Raw genomic sequence first — 15,572 nt, 5'->3', positions numbered from 1 at the left:
TGCGCTGCGCTTGGCTGGGCTACATCAGAGTTCGCGCTCCACACCCAGCTCCCGCAGCAGTTCGTCGGCATGCTCCACGCGATCCAGCAGCCACAGCAGATAGCGGATATCGACGCTGATATTGCGTGACAGGGCCGGATTGAAGCCGAAATCGCCGGCCACGTTCTCCCAGACCCGATCGAAATTGATGCCGACCAGCTCGCCCATGGCATTGACCACCGGGCTGCCGGAATTGCCGCCACTGGTATCGCCGTCGGCCAGGAAATTGATCGGCAGATCGTTGAGATCCTCTTGCAGCCAGCGCTTGCCGGGTGTGCGCGCCGCTGTTCTGACAGCCGCCGGCAGATCGAACGGATCCTTGCCCGTGTGTTTCTCCAGAGCGCCCGACAAGGTCGTGAACGGCGTATAGCGAATGCCATCGCGCGGCACATAGCCCTTGATGTGGGCAAAACTGATGCGCAGGCTGCCATTGGCATCGGGCGCGATCGGCTTGCCGGCCTGTGCGCGCACCGCGCGGCGCCAGATCGGCCTGTGAATGGCACTGCGGCTGGCCCATTGGTGTTCGCGCTCGCGCAAGGCGCGCAGATCCTGATTCCAGTCGATGGCGAAATCGAGCAGGGCGTCGCCGCGGGCGCGCAGCGCATCTTTGCTCTCCGTCAGCATCTGTTCGCGGATGTCGGCATCGAGCAGTGCGCTCTGTTCGTAGAGTTCGGCAATCCGAGCTTCGATCCGGTCCTGGCTCAACTTGCCGAAATGACGGTCCACGGCAGCGATGCGTTGATCCTTGGGTAGCGCCAGCGCGCGTCGCACCAGTGCTGCGAACAGCTGTTGATCGGCGGGCCCGTAGTAGTTCTGCTGTTCGCGCCGCAGGCGATCGCGCAGCTTCTGCTGGTCAGCAGTCCTGAAGCCCTCGGCGCGCGCTTCATCGGCCAGGGTCTGTTCGATGGCGTTGTGCGCCAGCGTGGCGCCGAAATACAGGCTCTTGGGCAGCGGCGGAATGCCGCCGGCGACCGACTCCACACCCATGGGAATCAGATTCAGCAGAAAATCGCGCTCCCAGCTCTGTTCGCGTTCGGCCAGCAGCGCCCGCAGTCCCGCGCGGGCATCGAGGGCACCGGCGTGCTCACGGTGCTGGCGGGCCCAGGCTGCGACGGCATTGTCGGCGGCGAGCTGCTTCTGCACGATCTGCCCGCGATCCAGTCCGGCAATCTGGCCCTGGGCATTCTTGTGCCTGTTGAGGATGCTCTTGACGTTGGCGGCCACGGCGATGGATCCGGCAGGATCGCCGGCGCTGGCCTTTTGCAGGATCTCGATCCATTCGCCGAAGATCTCTTCCCGGCGAACGAAGAAGCGCTCGCGACGCTCTCGCATTTCTTCGGCCAGCAGCGAACGCCAGGTGATGCCGGGATAGCCCAGCAGCATCACGAAATCGCCGGCGACCACACCGTCGCGCGAGATCGGGAAGATGAATTCCGGGCGGTAGGGCTGGTTGTCCGGGCCGTGATCGGCAGGCTTGCCATCCTTGCCGGCATAGGCTCGGGCAATGGCGAAATCGCCGGTGTGACGTGGCCACATCCAGTTGTCGATCTCACCGCCGTACTCGCCGATGGCGCGCGGCGGCGCATACACCAGGCGCACATCGCGCAGTTCCATCGATTCGATCAGCGTGTAGCTCACGCCCTCATCGAAAACGGCGACGGTGCACTTGGTGTCCGGCTGCTTTTCGCACTGCTGGATCAGCGCCTTCTGCTGCGCTTCGATGGCGTCCATACGCTGCTCCGGCGTGGCCTCGGCAGGCACCGCCTTCAGGATCGCGCTGCTGACGTCGGTGAAGCGCCGCGGAATCTCCACTCGCAGCGTGCTGCCGGCCAGTTCCTCGCCGCGCTTGCGCGCCAGAAAGCCGTCGCTGATCAGATCGCGCTCCGGCGTGCTGTGTTCCTGGATCAGCGGAAACAGACAATGGTGATTGGTGACGATCAGCCCCTCGGACGAGACAAAGGCACCCGAGCAGCCACCGATCTTGACCGCGCCCGTCAACAATCCGGTGCCACGCTTCGCATCCCACAGCTGTTTGGGCGTGAGTTCCAGACCCTGATCCTGCAGCCAACCCGGATCAATTTCCAGAACCTGTGAGGGCGTCCACTTGCCATCAAGCGCAAGGGCCGGCGAGGCAGCCAGCAAGGCTGCAAGCGTGAGCGAGAGGGTTTTCATGCCGCCGAGTATAGGCAAGCGGCGCCGAAGACTGGTGCTGGTTGCTGGTTGGCAGCCCCTGTGGGAGCGGCTTCAGCCGCGATGATCGGCTCCGGGCACACCGCAGCCCCGGTCGCGGACGAAGTCATCTCCCACCGTCTGGCCCGTGGTCGAAGTCCGCTCCCACAGTCTGGCCCGCGGCCGAATCAGCAGGCTTGAAGGGAAGATCGAGAGAATTCAGGCCGCTGTTCTTCGTGCCCTTTCTGCTTTTCCTTCGTGTCCTTCGCGTCCCGCTTCTTGACAGTGGCTGGACTCAAGCCCCATCAGCGCGAAGCAAAGCTACGCCGCAGGCGCGTTTGCCATCCACGCTGCCGCAATCCGACCGACCTCGGCCAGTACGGCCTGATCCTGATCGCGCATGTTTTCGAAGTAGCCACTGGCCTCGTGGTAAGCCGCGATCACCACCGGCTTGCGCCCTTCCGGCCAGATCACGGCGACATCGTTGTACTTGTTGGCCATCATCGGGGCGATGCCGGTGCCGGTCTTGTCGCCGGCTATCCAGTCGGCGGGCAGTCCGGCGCGGATGCGGCGCGCGCCGGTGTTGGTGGCGATCATCCACTGCTTATGTCGCGCCTGCGACTCTGCTGACAGCCAGTTGTTGGTGTAGAGGCCGGCGACCGTCTGGGCCATGGCGCGCGGACTGGTGGTGTCGCGCTCCTCACCGGCGGGCACCAGATTCATCTCGGGTTCCATGCGGTCCAGACGGGTGACCGTGTCACCCATGGCCCGCAGGGCGGCGGTGATCTTCTCCGGCCCACCCAGTTTCTTGATCAGCAGATTGGCGGCGACATTGTCGCTGGTGGTCTGCGTGGCTTCGGTGAGCGCATCGATCGACATGCCGCCAGCGGCCAGGTGCTTCTCGGTGACCGGCGCGTACGGGACCATGTCGGCCTCACTGTAGGGCAGCACCGTTTCCAGCGACAGCCGGCCGGCGTCAACCTCGCGCAGCACGATGGCGGCCAGCAGCAGCTTGAAGGTCGAGCACATGCCGAAGCGCTCTTCGCTGCGCCACTCCAGGCGCAAGCCACTGTCGCTGTCGAGCACGCACACGCCCAGGCGACCACCGGATCGGCGCTCCAGTTCGGACAGCGTCATCGCAGTGGCGCGCAGTGTCGGGCTCGCCGCGTGCAGACCTGCGATCGGCAGCAGGCTGCCGCAGGCCAGCCACCGCAGTGCGCGGCGACGGTGTGGATCGGGGATCTGCATCGGGCTGGCCTCGGTGTCGGTCTTCGATACCTCGCTACGCTATTTCAGAGTTGTGGCAGGGTTCGGGCGCGGTGGTGGCGATCCGCGGCGGTCGTGCCCGGGCTGAACGCCCGGCAACTTGTTGCCTTCGGTCCGGGTGGTTGGAATGAGCAGCCGCGCTCATAGTCGAAGCCCGTGACGGAAGCGTGGAGAGCAACGATGAAATTGCGCTACAAGATTCTGGGTGGGCTCGCGGCCATGTTGGCGGTGGCGACCATCGCCTTCGGTCTGGTTCTGAGTCATGACTCCGCTTGCGTCGAAGCCCCAACGCTCCCGGAAGGAACGCCGACCATGCAGGCCGCTGCGCATCGCTGTTATGGCTCTCCGGACGTGGTCAAGCTGGAGTCGGTCGAGAAGCCGAGCGCGGTGGAGGATCAGGTGCTGGTGCGCGTGCGCGCCGCTGCCGTCAACCCGCTGGACTGGCACTATCTGCGCGGCGAGCCTTTTGTCATGCGGCTGTCCACTGGCCTCGGCACGCCCGAGGATGGCCGCCTTGGAGTCGACTTTGCCGGCGTGGTCGAGGCCGTGGGTCCCAAGGTCACACGTTTCAAGCCGGGTGACGAAGTCTTCGGTGGCCGCAGTGGGGCGCTGGCCGAGTACGTGCTGGTGTCCGAGTCCCGCAATGTGCTGCACAAACCCGCCAACATCAGCATGGAACAGGCCGGCTCGGTGGCCATCGCCGGCGTCACCGCCCTGCAGGCTCTGCGTGACCGCGGCCGGCTGCAGGCCGGGCAGCGGGTGCTGATCAATGGCGCGTCGGGCGGCGTCGGTACCTTTGCCGTGCAGATTGCCAAGTCCCTGGGCGCCGAGGTCACCGGCGTCTGCAGTGGTCGCAATGCCGAACTGGTTCGATCGCTGGGGGCCGATCAGGTGATCGACTACACCCAGACCGACTTCACCGAAGGGCCGCAGCGCTACGATTTGATTGTCGACATGGTCGGCAACCATCCCCTGTCCAGACTGGAGCGGGTGTTGAGCGATCAGGGATCGGTGGCGATTGTCGGTGGGCCCAGCAGCAATCGCTGGATCGGCCCGCTCTCCGGTGCCCTGTGGGCCGAGTTGCGCGCACCGTTCAGCAAACACGAGATGGGCTTCATGCTGGCGGAGCTGAAACCGGTAGATCTGCAGGCGCTGGCCGATCTGATGCAGAGCGGCCAGTTGACGCCGGTCATCGACCGCAGCTTTCCGCTGAGTGAGGTGGCGCAGGCCTTGCAATATCTGGAGACCGGCCGCGCCCGGGGCAAGGTCGTCGTCACCATGAATTGAAGGCATGCAAAGCGCCCGGTAGCAGCAAGAGCACAAGCCCAGCCAGAGCAGCGGAGCAAGCTCCGCTCTACGAGAGCGTCGGTGTACGAGGCCTTTGTAGTGCCGAGCCTGCTCGGCAGGGTGTGCCGGCTTGTGCTCTCATCGGATCAGTCCGTTCTGCTGCTGTTGGTGCCCCTCCATGCGCATCGCCATCCTTGGAAACTCCGGCTCAGGCAAATCCACGCTGGCCAGGCGCCTGGTGCAGCGCATGCAGCTGGAATGCCTGGACCTGGATACCATTGCCTGGGAGCCTGGTCAGATCGCCGTGCCGCGCTCGCCGCATGCGGCCGCCGAGGATGTCAGGCGCTTCTGTACCACGCACCGGCGCTGGGTGATCGAAGGCTGCTATGCCAGCCTGATTCGGGTGTCCTTCGAGTTTCAGCCGCGACTGGTCTTCCTCAACCCAGGCGAGGAGCGTTGCCTGACGAACTGCCGGGAGCGTCCCTGGGAACCGCACAAGTATCCAAGCAAGGCTGAGCAGGACCAGCGCCTGCCTTTTCTGTTGTCGTGGGTCAGTAGCTATTACCGCCGCGATGACGACATGTCGCTCGCATCGCATCGTGCCTGCTTCGAGGACTACACCGGCAGCAAGCAGGAACTGAGCAGCGTGCTCAGCGAGGACATCCCCGCTGATCAGGAACTGGGTTGGCCCGAGGCCGAGCTGGGCTGAGTTCGGCGTCGGGGCACGAGGGCGGGAAGAAGCGAAAAGGCGGCTTGCGCCGACCATCTATTACCCTCTCGCTCTCGGTGGAACATGACATGGCTAGCGCTTAGCTCCCGCCTTCAGGCCGGCCGTCTCGATGTACTCTCCTCGAACTGGCTGACTTGCTGCCAGTCGGTGTATTCGTGATCGCCTGAGGTGTCGGTGGCGCCGCCTTTCTTGCGAGCGATCCGGCGCATGAGCATGCACTGGCAGCGACACCCCATGATCAGACACAGCACTTGCCCTGCCCCTGACTTTCGACACTATTTAGTGATGTAGTTAACTAGCACACTAAAGTCCCACTCGAGGAGTACGGCCATGAAACGCAATCTGCTGTCGATGTCCCTGATGCTTGCCAGTCTGTTTGGTGCCGCCCAGCCCTTGCTGGCGCAGGAGCCGGCCCAAGTCCGGGCGATCTCCGCATCGACGTCCATTCCCGATCCGGCTGTGCAGATTCGCGCGGCCGCCACCTTGCTTCGCAACAATGACCTGATGGGACTGTTGCGCGCCACAGTGCCGCCGTCCCAGTTGCAGCTGCTGCGCCAGGGATATGACGAGGGGCGCTCGCAACCGATCAGCGATGAGGACCGTGCCGAGTTCGAAGAGGCCATCGCCAAGTTCACCGCGCCCGATGCCGTCGAGCGCCTGATGCAGGAAATCGAACCGAAATTGGTCGAAGCGCGTCCGCAGGCACCCGGCGCCATCATGATGGGTCTGGGTGCCATGCAGATGGCGCTGAGTTCGCCCGATGCCGAACTCACCGAGGAACAGCGCGCGGCTTTGCGGCAGGCCATGCCGGGTTTGCAGCGCTGGCTGACCTCGACCGACTTTCTGAGTTCGCTGTCGATGCGCCAGGCATTGACCCTGGTCACCGACGCCATCCGCGGCACGGGTCTCGACAGCATCGACGAGCTGCGCATGCTGTCGTTGGAAGAGGCGCTGGCGCAGGCCGGCTCGGTGCTGGCATCTGCCAAGCAGGCGGTGCGCATCTACGGCCTGGATCTGGATGCCATCGCCGATACCCTGGCGGTTGAAGTGCTCGCGATCGAGGGCGATACCGCCCGCGTGCGCACCACCATCACGGTGTTCGACGCCCCGATCTCCAAGGAAGTGGAGCTGGTGCTGGTGGAGGGTCGCTGGTACGGCAAGGATGCGGTGAAGCATTTCGACTTCAACATCGACCACCATTCGGACAGCTGAACCCGACAGCGCCATCCGATCCCGTCACCTAGCAGGCGGCGGGAGCGGATGGATTCAAGTGCCGGCCTGTCCACCGACCGACGAGAGCACTCAGGGTGATCGGTGGAACTCCAGCCAGATTCCGTGGGCGGCCTCGGGCGGCAACAGGTCCCTCTGCGCCTGATCGCCATCCGGCGATTCCATCTCGATCGACCCGGACCGTTGTTGAATCAGGCTGAGATCAGTGACGCGAAATTCCGCGCCGATCACCGGGCGTCCAGGGCGCAACTGATGGCGCTCGGGCAACACCACGATGCGACCGTTGCGCACCCGGTAGACATCGGTTTCGATCGAATCCGGAGCGAGTATGGTCTCGATGTGGTGATCGGCACCGAGCGCGAGCAACAGCCGGTTGATGCCGGCGCGAGCGCCGTCGCCCAAGGCCAGCCACACGCCGGTCATCGCGAACGCACCATTGTCGTGCCTGAAATGCTCAGGCTGGTCGGTCGCAGAGCGGTTGTCCTGAACGAAGAACAAGAAGTCGAGATCCGGGTCCTCCAGTGTCAGCAGGCCCTCGTCGCGGAAGCCGAAATCTCCTGAGCGCAGCATCGATTGCAGCGCCGGCCAGTCCCGCGCATGAAGTGAGAGAAAGGCCGGGCCCTCACCCTGAGCCAGCAGTTCGACGTAGTGCCGCGCCAGATCGTCGACCGCTACAAGCGGTGGCGAAATCAGTTCGATGCCCGAGCCATCCGGAAACTTGACGTGGCTGTTGCGCAGGCCGTTGTCGTGAGCTCGGCCCGGCTTCAGCGCGAATCCCAGTTGTCGGTAGCGAGCCGCAGCCCAGTCCAGATTGCCGACCACCAGCGGAATATGATCGATGCCGATGATCGCGGTCGGTGCCGATGCATCCGCGAGCTCCGCGCCGAAGGATCCCCTCGGTGCCGACAACAGCACCCAACCCAGCAGCCCGCTGAGGAACATGGCTTTCATGGAATTCGCCTCTGACCAAACCTGCCACAAGTATTTGAATCAAAGACATTTTCCGCAAAGGACGCAAAGGACGCAAAGTAGAGCGATACCAAGATTTCGATTGGCGGTATCGCCAGAGACCACGCGCTCAACCGGACAACCATTGAAATCTTCGCGTCCTTGGCGTCCTTTGCGGACAAGAAATGAAACCCCGAGATCGCGGACAGTTTGATGCACGAACAAGCGCACCGCCAGGGAGCGAGCGGGACTCCCAAGGGGTCGCACCGGCTGCGCTCTCAAGCTCCAGCCGAGCGCGCACCCACGCTCGCCAGCCAGGACAACAGCGCGGCATCACCACTCTTGCGCGCGGCATCGAGCGGCGTCTGCCGCTCGTAGCCCAGCCAGTTCAGGTCAGCGCCGCGTTCAAGCAGGTACTCGGCCACCGGCCGCTGCCCACCTCGGCAGGCGTGCCAGAAGGCGTTGGTCAATTGCTCCGCCGTGGGGCCCGGACTGGCGGTGGCGAATTGCTGCACCTGCGCGAGTTGTCCCAATGCCGCCGCCTGCCAGATCTCGGTCCGGGCACCGCGTTCCGCCAGGCGCCTGGCAGCCTTCCACTGGGCGAAAACCACCGCATCGGACATCGGCGACCCCCCGGTGAATACCGCACCGGGCGCTTCGATATTCGCGCCGGCATCCAGCAGCGCATCGAGCACGGCCACATCATCGCTGCTGGCAGCCCAGTGAAGCGGAGTTTCGCGCGCGGGGCCGTTGATGACAACGGCATCCAGATCCGCGCCCGCCGCCGCCAATACCGCGACACACTGCGCGCCGTTGGGGAAATGACCCGGCCAGTCGGCCACGAGGTGCAGCAGCGAGCGAGCGACGCCCTTCTGGTCTACGACCTTGGCCCGGGCGAGACCGGGGGTGTCTTCGAGCAGCTGCCGAAGGCCGCTTGCATCACCTTGGCGAATGGCTCGGACCAGGTCCACGGCAATCGGATCGTTCTCGCGTAGGCTCAGCATCTGGCGGGATTCCTTGCAGCTCGCGTTTGAGCATTCCGCACGCATTCGACGGCGCCGGTGTCCGCCAGCGAGCGACATGGCGGAGGGAGTGGGATTCGAACCCACGGTGGTATCGCTACCACGCCGGTTTTCAAGACCGGTGCATTCAACCGCTCTGCCATCCCTCCGTTGTTCCGCACTTGCCTCCGGGGCCGCGCGCTGTCGCGCGTCACGCCGGTGTTACTCGGCCCATCCATGGGCCTCGCCCTTCGGGCTGCGCGCGATGCTTCGCATCGTGCTCGTGTTCGATTGCTCCCGGCAATCGAATCAAGACCGGTGCATTCAACCGCTCTGCCATCCCTCCGTTGTTCCGCACTTGCTTCCGGGGCCGCGCCTTGCTTCTTGTAGAGCGGAGCTTGCTCCGCTGCTTTGGCTTGGCTTTTCTACCCGAAGCAAAGGCAGCGGAGCAAGCTCCGCTCTACAATTGCTAGAGCAGCGGAGCAAGCTCCGCTCTACACCAGCGTTAGAGCAGCGGAGCAAGCTCCGCTCTACACCAGCATTAGAGCAGCGGGGCAAGCTCCGCTTTGCAAAGGGCCCTGAAGCTGCGCGCGGCGGATTATGGCGCATGCGCGGCGGCTTGTGGGCTCAAGCGTGCCAGATCGGTGGCCTTGAGTTCACGCAACTTGCCCTTCGCCAGATCGCCCAATACCAATCCGCCGATGCCCACGCGGATCAGTCGCAGGGTGCCGATGCCCTGCGCCTGCAGCAGGCGCCGGATCTGGCGATTGCGGCCTTCGTCCAGAGTGATGGCCAGCCAGGCGGTCTTGCCGCCGCTGCGCAGCAGTTCCACCTGGACCGCGCTCAGGTGTTCTTCGCGGTCGACGACGCCGACGCGCAGGCGCGCGAGTTGGGCCTCGTCGGGTACTCGGTCGATCTGCACGTGGTAGTGCTTGAGCACGGCCTGGTCGGGATCGGTGATGCGGGCGGCCCATTCGGGATCGTTGCTGAGCAGCAGCAGGCCCTCGCTGGCCTTGTCCAGCCGACCCACGGGTGCCACCCAGGGCAGGTCCAGGCCTTCAAGACAGCGGTAGACGGTATCGCGGCCTTGCTCGTCGTTGGCGCTGGTGACCAGTCCGCGGGGCTTGTTGAGCATCAGATAGACCCGGCGCGGCGGCGTCAGGGCGGCGCCGTCGATCTCGATGCGGGCCCTGGCCGGCACCGGGCATTCGGGGTCAAGAACGGCGCGACCATTGATGCTCACGCGCCCGGCACGCACCCACTGCGCGGCGACGCTGCGCGAGCACACGCCAAGCTTGGACAGGTGTCGCGCCAGCCCACTCATCAGAACGGCCAGATGCGCGGGATCAGCTGGGTGGCGATGGCCATGAACAGCAGGTTCAGCGGGATGCCCACCCGCAGGAAATCGCGAAAGCGATAGCCACCAGCGTTGTAGACCATCAGATTGGTCTGGTAGCCGACCGGCGTCGAGAACGCGGTGGATGCGGCGAACATGACCGCCATCACGAAGGGCATGGGATCAACCTCGAGCGAGCGCGCCATCGAAATGGCGATTGGCGCCAGCAGCACGGCGGTGCCGTTGTTGCTCATGATCTCGGTCAGGATGGCCGTGACCATGTACACCAGGAACAGCGCCACCCAGGGTGAATCTGCGGCAAAGCCCTGCACCACATAGCTCACCAGCACCGTGGCCAGGCCGCTCTTCTGCATCGCCAGCCCGAGCGGGATCATCGCTGCCAGCATGGCCACCACGCGCCAGTTGATCGAGGCGTAGGTTTCGTCCAGCGTAAGTACCTTGGTCATGACCATCATCAGGATGCCGGCCAGGGCGGCGATGGCAATCGGCACCCAGCCCATGGCCGCGGCGATGACCACGGCGGCGACGATGCTGAGCGCGGTACGGCCCTGACGGGCGGCGGCGGGGCGTGCCGAACGCTCGACCAGGATCAGGTCGCCCTCGCGGCGCAGGTCCGGCAGTTCCGCACGGCGGACCAGCAGCAGCAGGGCGTCGCCGATGGCGATCTCGATGTCGCCGAGTTTCTCGCGCACCGAGGTGCCGCGTCGATGCAGCGCCAGCACCAGCGCGTTCTGGTGCAGTTCCATGCGCAGTGCGGCGATGGTTTCGCCGATGAAGCGTGAATTCGGCGGGATCAGGGCCTCGACCACCTCGATGTCGCCACTCTCCAGCATCTCCAGCTTGGGCACGAAGTGCGGGGTCATGGTCAGCCCCAGATGCTCGCGGAAGGAAAACAGATTCCGCGCCGAACCCTTGACCAGCAGGATGTCGCCGGGTTGCAGCACCAGATCGCCCGGGGCCAGCAGCTTTTCCTCATCGCGCATGACTTCAACGATGCGCACGCCGTGCTGTCCCTCTACCGCGGCCACGCGCAGATGCTGGCCGGCAACGCGGCTTTCCAGTCCCACCCGCAGCTCCGCCAGATAGTCGGTCAGGCCGTATTGGGTCATGACTTCGGTGCCACGGCGACCGGGCAGCAGCATCGGCGCGATCAGCAGCAGGTACAGCAGTCCTGCGCCGAACAGCACGATGCCGAGCGGCGTCGGCGTGAACATCTGCAGCGGCTCCATGCCGGAGGAGACGGCAATCGAGGACACCAGCAGGTTGGTGGAGGTGCCGATCAGCGTGCACACGCCGGCAAACTGGGTGGCATAGGACAGCGGAATCAGCAATTTGGACGGCGAGATCTTGTGGCGTTCGGTGGCCTCCAGCAACAGCGGCAGAAACACGGCCACGGTGGCGGTGTTGTTGATGAAAGCCGACACCGGCCCGGCGGTCAGGGCGGTGATCGCCGTCAGCCGGAAACGGGTGGTGCCGAAGCGGATCAGCCAGCGCCCCAGCCAGGCCAGCGCGCCACTGCGCATCAAACCGGCGCTGAGCACAAACATGCACGCGACCGTGATCGTGGCTTCGTTGGAGAATCCACCGAGTGCTTCGGGAACGGTCAGGATGCCGCTGACCGTCAACGCAATCAGGGCTGCGCAGGCGATGCCCTCGGGTGGGTAGCGATCCTGGATGAAGCCCACGGTGGCGCTCACCAGAATCACCAGAACGATGAAGGCATCCAGTGTCATGGGCGCCCGTCAGCCCGTGCGCAAAGCGCTTTTCAGCGCCTTGCGGATGATGGTTTCGGCGCTGTCTCCGGTTTCGGCGACGGCTTGCACCAGCTTGCTGACTTCCTGCGGCTTGTAGCCCAGCGACTGCAGGGCCACGCTGGCCTCGGCCACCGGATCATTGGGTACGGCCGCGCGCGGTCCGCCCAGGTTGGCCGGGCCGAGCGCAGCACCATCCACCTTGTCCTTCATCTCGACCAGCAGCCTTTCGGCGGTTCTCTTGCCGATGCCCGGCACCCGTTGCAGCGCAGCCAGATCACCGCGCTGGATCACGCGGGCGAAATCGTCCACCGAGATGCCCGACAGCACCGACAGCGCAGTCTTGGCGCCCACGCCCGACACCTTGATCAGCGCCCGGAACAGCGTGCGCTCGCTTTCCTGGGCAAAGCCGTAGAGCGAATGGGCGTCTTCCTTGATGGCCAGATGCGTGTGCAGCGTGACTTCGCGACCCACCTCCGGCAGCTCGTAGAAGGTGCTCATCGGCGCTTCGATCTCATAGCCGACGCCGGCGACGTCCAGCAGCAGGGCAGGGGGTTGTTTGACGGCGATGACGCCGCGCAATCGACCGATCATGGGCAGTAGGATTCCAGAACAATGCCGCAGACGCTGCCCGGCATTTGTCGGGGAGTCAATGGGCGGGTGTGATTGACAATCGGCTCTGCGCATCCAGCACCGGGCCCGAACAGGGCGCTGGTGCCGGGTCCGTCGCCGCGGATGGTGGCCGGCTTTGTGAACGATTATGCTGATGGACTCGCGGCAATCCGGGGCTTGTGCTTGATGAGAATCCGGTCCGGCAGCGCCTGGTGGTTCATCCTCGTGCTGGCGCTCATCACCTTGCTGGGTTGGCGCTACCTGAGCCGCGAGCCCGTCGATGCCAGATCGGCATCCGATCTCCCCGATGCGGAAGGTCATGCGACACAGCCGGTGGCAGACAGCGCAGTGCCGGCGGACCCGCCGACTCCGGGCGAGGCAGGCCAGGAAGCGATGTCGAATGACGGCCCGAACATCGCCAGCTACGCCATCGAATCCAGCGATGCCGCGTTGCCGCCGCCCGGCGCTGCGCTCGCGCAGACCTATGTCGAGCTCAAGCGCCGCGCGCAGGCGGGAGACAATCGCGCCAGTTGCCGGCTGGCAACTGACATCGGGCGCTGTGCGCGGCTTGAGCGTGAACGCTCCTACCTCCAGTCCATCACCCGTGAAGCCAGTATCGCCGAGCGTGATTCGGCCATTGAAGCCGAGGCCATCGCTCGTGCTGCCAGACAAACGCGAGATCTGGAGCAGCTGGAAGCCATCTGCAAGGGCTTTACGCCCGAATCGCCACATGAGGCTTGGGACTTCCTGCTGCTGGCGGCCGAGCGCGGCGATGTCCGCGCCATGGTCGGGCTTGCCGCTCGGCCACCGCTGGATGAAAGCTACTTTCTGCGCGATCAGGCGCAGTGGCAGCGCTATCTGCAAGTGCGGAGACCCTACTTGCAGCGAGGCGTCGAAGCGGGCGAGCCCTTTGCCTTGTACCTGCTCTGGTGGGATCTGGCAGGCCTCCCGACCGTCGGCGGCTATGGTGGTTTTCCGCCTGATCCCTTTCAGGCACGCGTCCACGCCTACGCCGTTCTGATGGTGGGCGATAGCCACACGCAGGCGACGATGCGACGCTGGCTGCTGCGCACCCAGGATCAGCTGACACCCGCGCAAGACGCGCAGGCTCAAGTACAGGGGCAAGCCCTGGCTCGCCGTTACTTTGCCAAGGCCAAGCCGGAGCGACTCTCGAACATTCCCGAGCGCCTGGTCGATTGTTCGTTGGAGTGATGGCGGCAGCAGTCTGGTTCGACGCCAGCCAGGAGCTCGACCGGTAGCCCGGGCAAGCCGCAGGCGCAGCCGGGGCGTGGCGCGTGGTTCCCGGGTGCGCTGCGCCTACCTGGGCTACGAGGGCTGAGGCTTGCCCATCCCCGGATTCGGGACTACAAGATCGTCAATCTGTGACCGGCTGCGGATGGGCCCTATTGGCCATGTGCTGATCCAGGGGCGACACTTGCCGGATACCGTCATCTGGAGCCAGCTGTAATCATGGGCCTGCGGATTCTGCCGATCCTTCTGCTTTTGGCGACGCCTGCCGCGGCCCAGGTCGCCACGCCACAGCTGCAGTTTGCCTACGGCGGTTGCAGTCCGGGCAGCTGCCAGACCGGCTGGTACAGCGGCCCGGCGGTGGCCGATATCGACAACGATGGGGCGCTGGAGATCGTCTGGGGCAGCTATGACGTGGTCGCACTCAGTGTGGATGGCACAGTCGAGTGGCGCGCTGCCAACGCGCAGCGGGTGTGGCCGGCCATTGCCGTGGCGGATTTCGATACGGCCTCGCCGGGACTGGAGAGCGCCGTAGGGCGAGGTGGCAATCAGCTGACCCTGTACAGCGCCAGCGGCAACATCCTGTGGACACGCAGCCCCTTTGCCAACGGTGAGGTGCGCAGCCTCGCGGCGGCCGATATCGACGACAACGGTGATCTGGAAATCGTGGTCGGCCGGGCCTCCAGCGGTGGCGACCGTCAGGTCAGCGTCTACGAGCACGACGGCAGCCTGCGCGCGGGCTGGCCGGCGCGCCGCAGTGGCGAACCTGGCTTTGGTGCCGGCATGTACAACGAGAATCTGGCGGTGGGCGATCTCGATGGCGATGGGCAGAGCGAGATCTATGCGCCCACCGATACGCACTACATTACCGCGCTGCATCCGAACGGCAATCAGTTGCTGGCCAGCACCTTGTACGGATTGAGCGGCGGTCTGCAAAAGACCTGGGCTCAGGTCGGCGTGCATGTGGATCAGGCCGCCGATCTGCAGGGCTTTGCCAACTGCGGCGTTCAGCATCGGCCCAACTTCGCCAATGCGGCGCCCGCCATCGCTGACATGGATGGCAACGGTACGCTGGAGTTGATCGTGCCTGGCGATGTCTACGACTGCAGCATCGGTGATCCGGCTGGCGATCTCTATTACCTGCCGTGGATCCTGAAGCGCGACCGCACCCGCTGGAGCAATGCCAGCGTCGACTGGACCGTGATCCCGGCACCCGGCCAGAGTGGCGGTCCGCTGATCCAGGGCCAGTTCGCCACCATCGAGGACGCGGTCGTCAACGCCGTGGCCGCCGATCTGGACGGCGATGGCCAGCGCGAAATCCTGATGCAGAGCTACGACGGCAAACTGCACGCCTGGTGGCTGGACAAGACCGAGAAGCACAGCTGGCCCTACACCATTCCCGGCAGCGGCTTCCGCTTCGGCGCCGAGCCGGCGGTGGCCGATCTGGACGGTGACGGCCATGCCGAGGTGATCTTCACCACCTGGCCGCAAAAAGGCGGCAATGCGGTCGGCAAGCTGATCATTCTGAGCTATCAGGGCGTGCTGCTGACCTCGGTCGATCTGCCGGCACCACGCGGTGGCAACTGGAATGGTGGCCTGGCCGCGCCGACCCTCGTGCAACTGGACGCCGATCCCAACTGGGAAGCTGTGATCGGCACCAGCCAGTCGGGTGTGGTGGTCTACGAACTACAGGGCTCGGCGAACACGCGCATTCGCTGGGGTACCGCCCGCGGCAATCTGCTGCGCAACGGGCAGCCGCCGGTCAGCACCGCCGACGCCTTGTTTCGCGATGGGTTCGAGTAGGGTCACGCGGGAAAAAGGTGCCCGCCAGCCGGCCGGTCGGGGAGGGCGATCGGCAGAAAACGTTGGCTGGCGGACATGGAAATGGGGCGCAGGGATTGCGCCGCAGGTCGGCGAATTGCTCGCCGACCTGA

12 protein-coding genes and 1 tRNA gene are annotated in these 15,572 nt (G+C 64.9%); 5 read left to right on the top strand and 8 right to left on the bottom strand.

Translation table 11 applies throughout. The annotated features are described in order from the left end of the window. Nucleotides 1–24: 24 nt before the first annotated feature. Nucleotides 25–2,211: a S46 family peptidase gene (locus H7A19_06035; GenBank protein ID MCP5474383.1), complete on the bottom strand. Its 2,187-nt coding sequence runs from the start codon at nt 2,209–2,211 to the stop codon at nt 25–27. Nucleotides 2,212–2,529: 318 nt separating this feature from the next. Beyond that, the gene (gene bla, locus H7A19_06030; protein ID MCP5474382.1) at nt 2,530–3,456 is read right to left on the bottom strand and encodes a class A beta-lactamase; all 927 of its coding nucleotides are present in this window, start codon (nt 3,454–3,456) and stop codon (nt 2,530–2,532) included. Between the two features lie 330 nt (nt 3,457–3,786). Between bla and H7A19_06025 the strand changes: the two genes are divergently transcribed. The 3 genes from H7A19_06025 to H7A19_06015 all read left to right on the top strand — a co-directional run bounded on the left by H7A19_06025 (nt 3,787) and on the right by H7A19_06015 (nt 6,703). Further along, nucleotides 3,787–4,761, top strand: a complete 975-nt coding sequence (locus H7A19_06025; GenBank protein ID MCP5474381.1) for an NAD(P)-dependent alcohol dehydrogenase — start codon at nt 3,787–3,789, stop codon at nt 4,759–4,761. 178 nt (nt 4,762–4,939) lie between these two features. Then, nucleotides 4,940–5,470: a shikimate kinase gene (locus tag H7A19_06020; GenBank protein ID MCP5474380.1), complete on the top strand. Its 531-nt coding sequence runs from the start codon at nt 4,940–4,942 to the stop codon at nt 5,468–5,470. Nucleotides 5,471–5,821: 351 nt separating this feature from the next. After that, nucleotides 5,822–6,703 (top strand): hypothetical protein, encoded by an 882-nt coding sequence (locus H7A19_06015; protein MCP5474379.1) that lies wholly within the window; start codon nt 5,822–5,824, stop codon nt 6,701–6,703. Nucleotides 6,704–6,793: 90 nt separating this feature from the next. On the opposite strand, the gene H7A19_06010 is transcribed toward H7A19_06015, so the two are convergent. From H7A19_06010 to ruvA, 6 genes are all read right to left on the bottom strand, one after another. Then, the gene (locus H7A19_06010; GenBank protein MCP5474378.1) at nt 6,794–7,672 is read right to left on the bottom strand and encodes a VOC family protein; all 879 of its coding nucleotides are present in this window, start codon (nt 7,670–7,672) and stop codon (nt 6,794–6,796) included. 275 nt (nt 7,673–7,947) lie between these two features. Continuing rightward, entirely contained in the window at nt 7,948–8,673 is a 726-nt protein-coding gene (locus H7A19_06005; protein MCP5474377.1) for an ankyrin repeat domain-containing protein, read from the bottom strand. A gap of 77 nt (nt 8,674–8,750) precedes the next feature. Next, nucleotides 8,751–8,840 (bottom strand) — tRNA-Ser (locus tag H7A19_06000). 428 nt (nt 8,841–9,268) lie between these two features. Beyond that, nucleotides 9,269–9,994 carry an rRNA pseudouridine synthase gene (locus H7A19_05995; GenBank protein MCP5474376.1) on the bottom strand — a complete coding sequence of 242 codons (726 nt, stop codon included), beginning with the start codon at nt 9,992–9,994 and terminating at the stop codon, nt 9,269–9,271. Further along, complete coding sequence (locus tag H7A19_05990) at nt 9,994–11,760, bottom strand: SLC13 family permease (GenBank protein ID MCP5474375.1); 1,767 nt, start codon at nt 11,758–11,760, stop codon at nt 9,994–9,996. Before H7A19_05990 ends, H7A19_05995 begins: the two co-directional genes overlap by 1 nt. Before the next feature lie 9 nt (nt 11,761–11,769). Continuing rightward, entirely contained in the window at nt 11,770–12,372 is a 603-nt protein-coding gene (ruvA, locus tag H7A19_05985) for a Holliday junction branch migration protein RuvA (protein MCP5474374.1), read from the bottom strand. A gap of 204 nt (nt 12,373–12,576) precedes the next feature. Here ruvA and H7A19_05980 point away from each other — a divergent pair, with 204 nt between their 5' ends. Together H7A19_05980 and H7A19_05975 are read left to right on the top strand one after the other, a co-directional pair. Next, on the top strand, nt 12,577–13,602 hold the full coding sequence (locus H7A19_05980; GenBank protein MCP5474373.1) for a hypothetical protein: 1,026 nt from the start codon (nt 12,577–12,579) through the stop codon (nt 13,600–13,602). 258 nt (nt 13,603–13,860) lie between these two features. Continuing rightward, complete coding sequence (locus tag H7A19_05975; protein MCP5474372.1) at nt 13,861–15,441, top strand: VCBS repeat-containing protein; 1,581 nt, start codon at nt 13,861–13,863, stop codon at nt 15,439–15,441. Nucleotides 15,442–15,572: the final 131 nt, after the last annotated feature.

This window comes from Rhodanobacteraceae bacterium (assembly GCA_024234055.1).
Taxonomy (GTDB): Bacteria; Pseudomonadota; Gammaproteobacteria; order Xanthomonadales; family SZUA-5; genus JADKFD01.
Note: the sequence above shows the minus strand (reverse complement) of the source record. Positions and strands in the feature narration are given on the sequence as shown.

Coding starts and splice junctions, on each gene's coding strand:
- ruvA (MCP5474374.1), bottom strand. CDS start 12,372: ATGATCGGTCGATTGCGCGGCGTCATCGCCGTCAAACAACCCCCTGCC.
- H7A19_06015 (MCP5474379.1), top strand. CDS start 5,822: ATGAAACGCAATCTGCTGTCGATGTCCCTGATGCTTGCCAGTCTGTTT.
- H7A19_06035 (MCP5474383.1), bottom strand. CDS start 2,211: ATGAAAACCCTCTCGCTCACGCTTGCAGCCTTGCTGGCTGCCTCGCCG.
- bla (MCP5474382.1), bottom strand. CDS start 3,456: ATGCAGATCCCCGATCCACACCGTCGCCGCGCACTGCGGTGGCTGGCC.
- H7A19_05990 (MCP5474375.1), bottom strand. CDS start 11,760: ATGACACTGGATGCCTTCATCGTTCTGGTGATTCTGGTGAGCGCCACC.
- H7A19_06005 (MCP5474377.1), bottom strand. CDS start 8,673: ATGCTGAGCCTACGCGAGAACGATCCGATTGCCGTGGACCTGGTCCGA.
- H7A19_05975 (MCP5474372.1), top strand. CDS start 13,861: ATGGGCCTGCGGATTCTGCCGATCCTTCTGCTTTTGGCGACGCCTGCC.
- H7A19_05980 (MCP5474373.1), top strand. CDS start 12,577: ATGAGAATCCGGTCCGGCAGCGCCTGGTGGTTCATCCTCGTGCTGGCG.
- H7A19_06020 (MCP5474380.1), top strand. CDS start 4,940: ATGCGCATCGCCATCCTTGGAAACTCCGGCTCAGGCAAATCCACGCTG.
- H7A19_06010 (MCP5474378.1), bottom strand. CDS start 7,672: ATGAAAGCCATGTTCCTCAGCGGGCTGCTGGGTTGGGTGCTGTTGTCG.
- H7A19_06025 (MCP5474381.1), top strand. CDS start 3,787: ATGCAGGCCGCTGCGCATCGCTGTTATGGCTCTCCGGACGTGGTCAAG.
- H7A19_05995 (MCP5474376.1), bottom strand. CDS start 9,994: ATGAGTGGGCTGGCGCGACACCTGTCCAAGCTTGGCGTGTGCTCGCGC.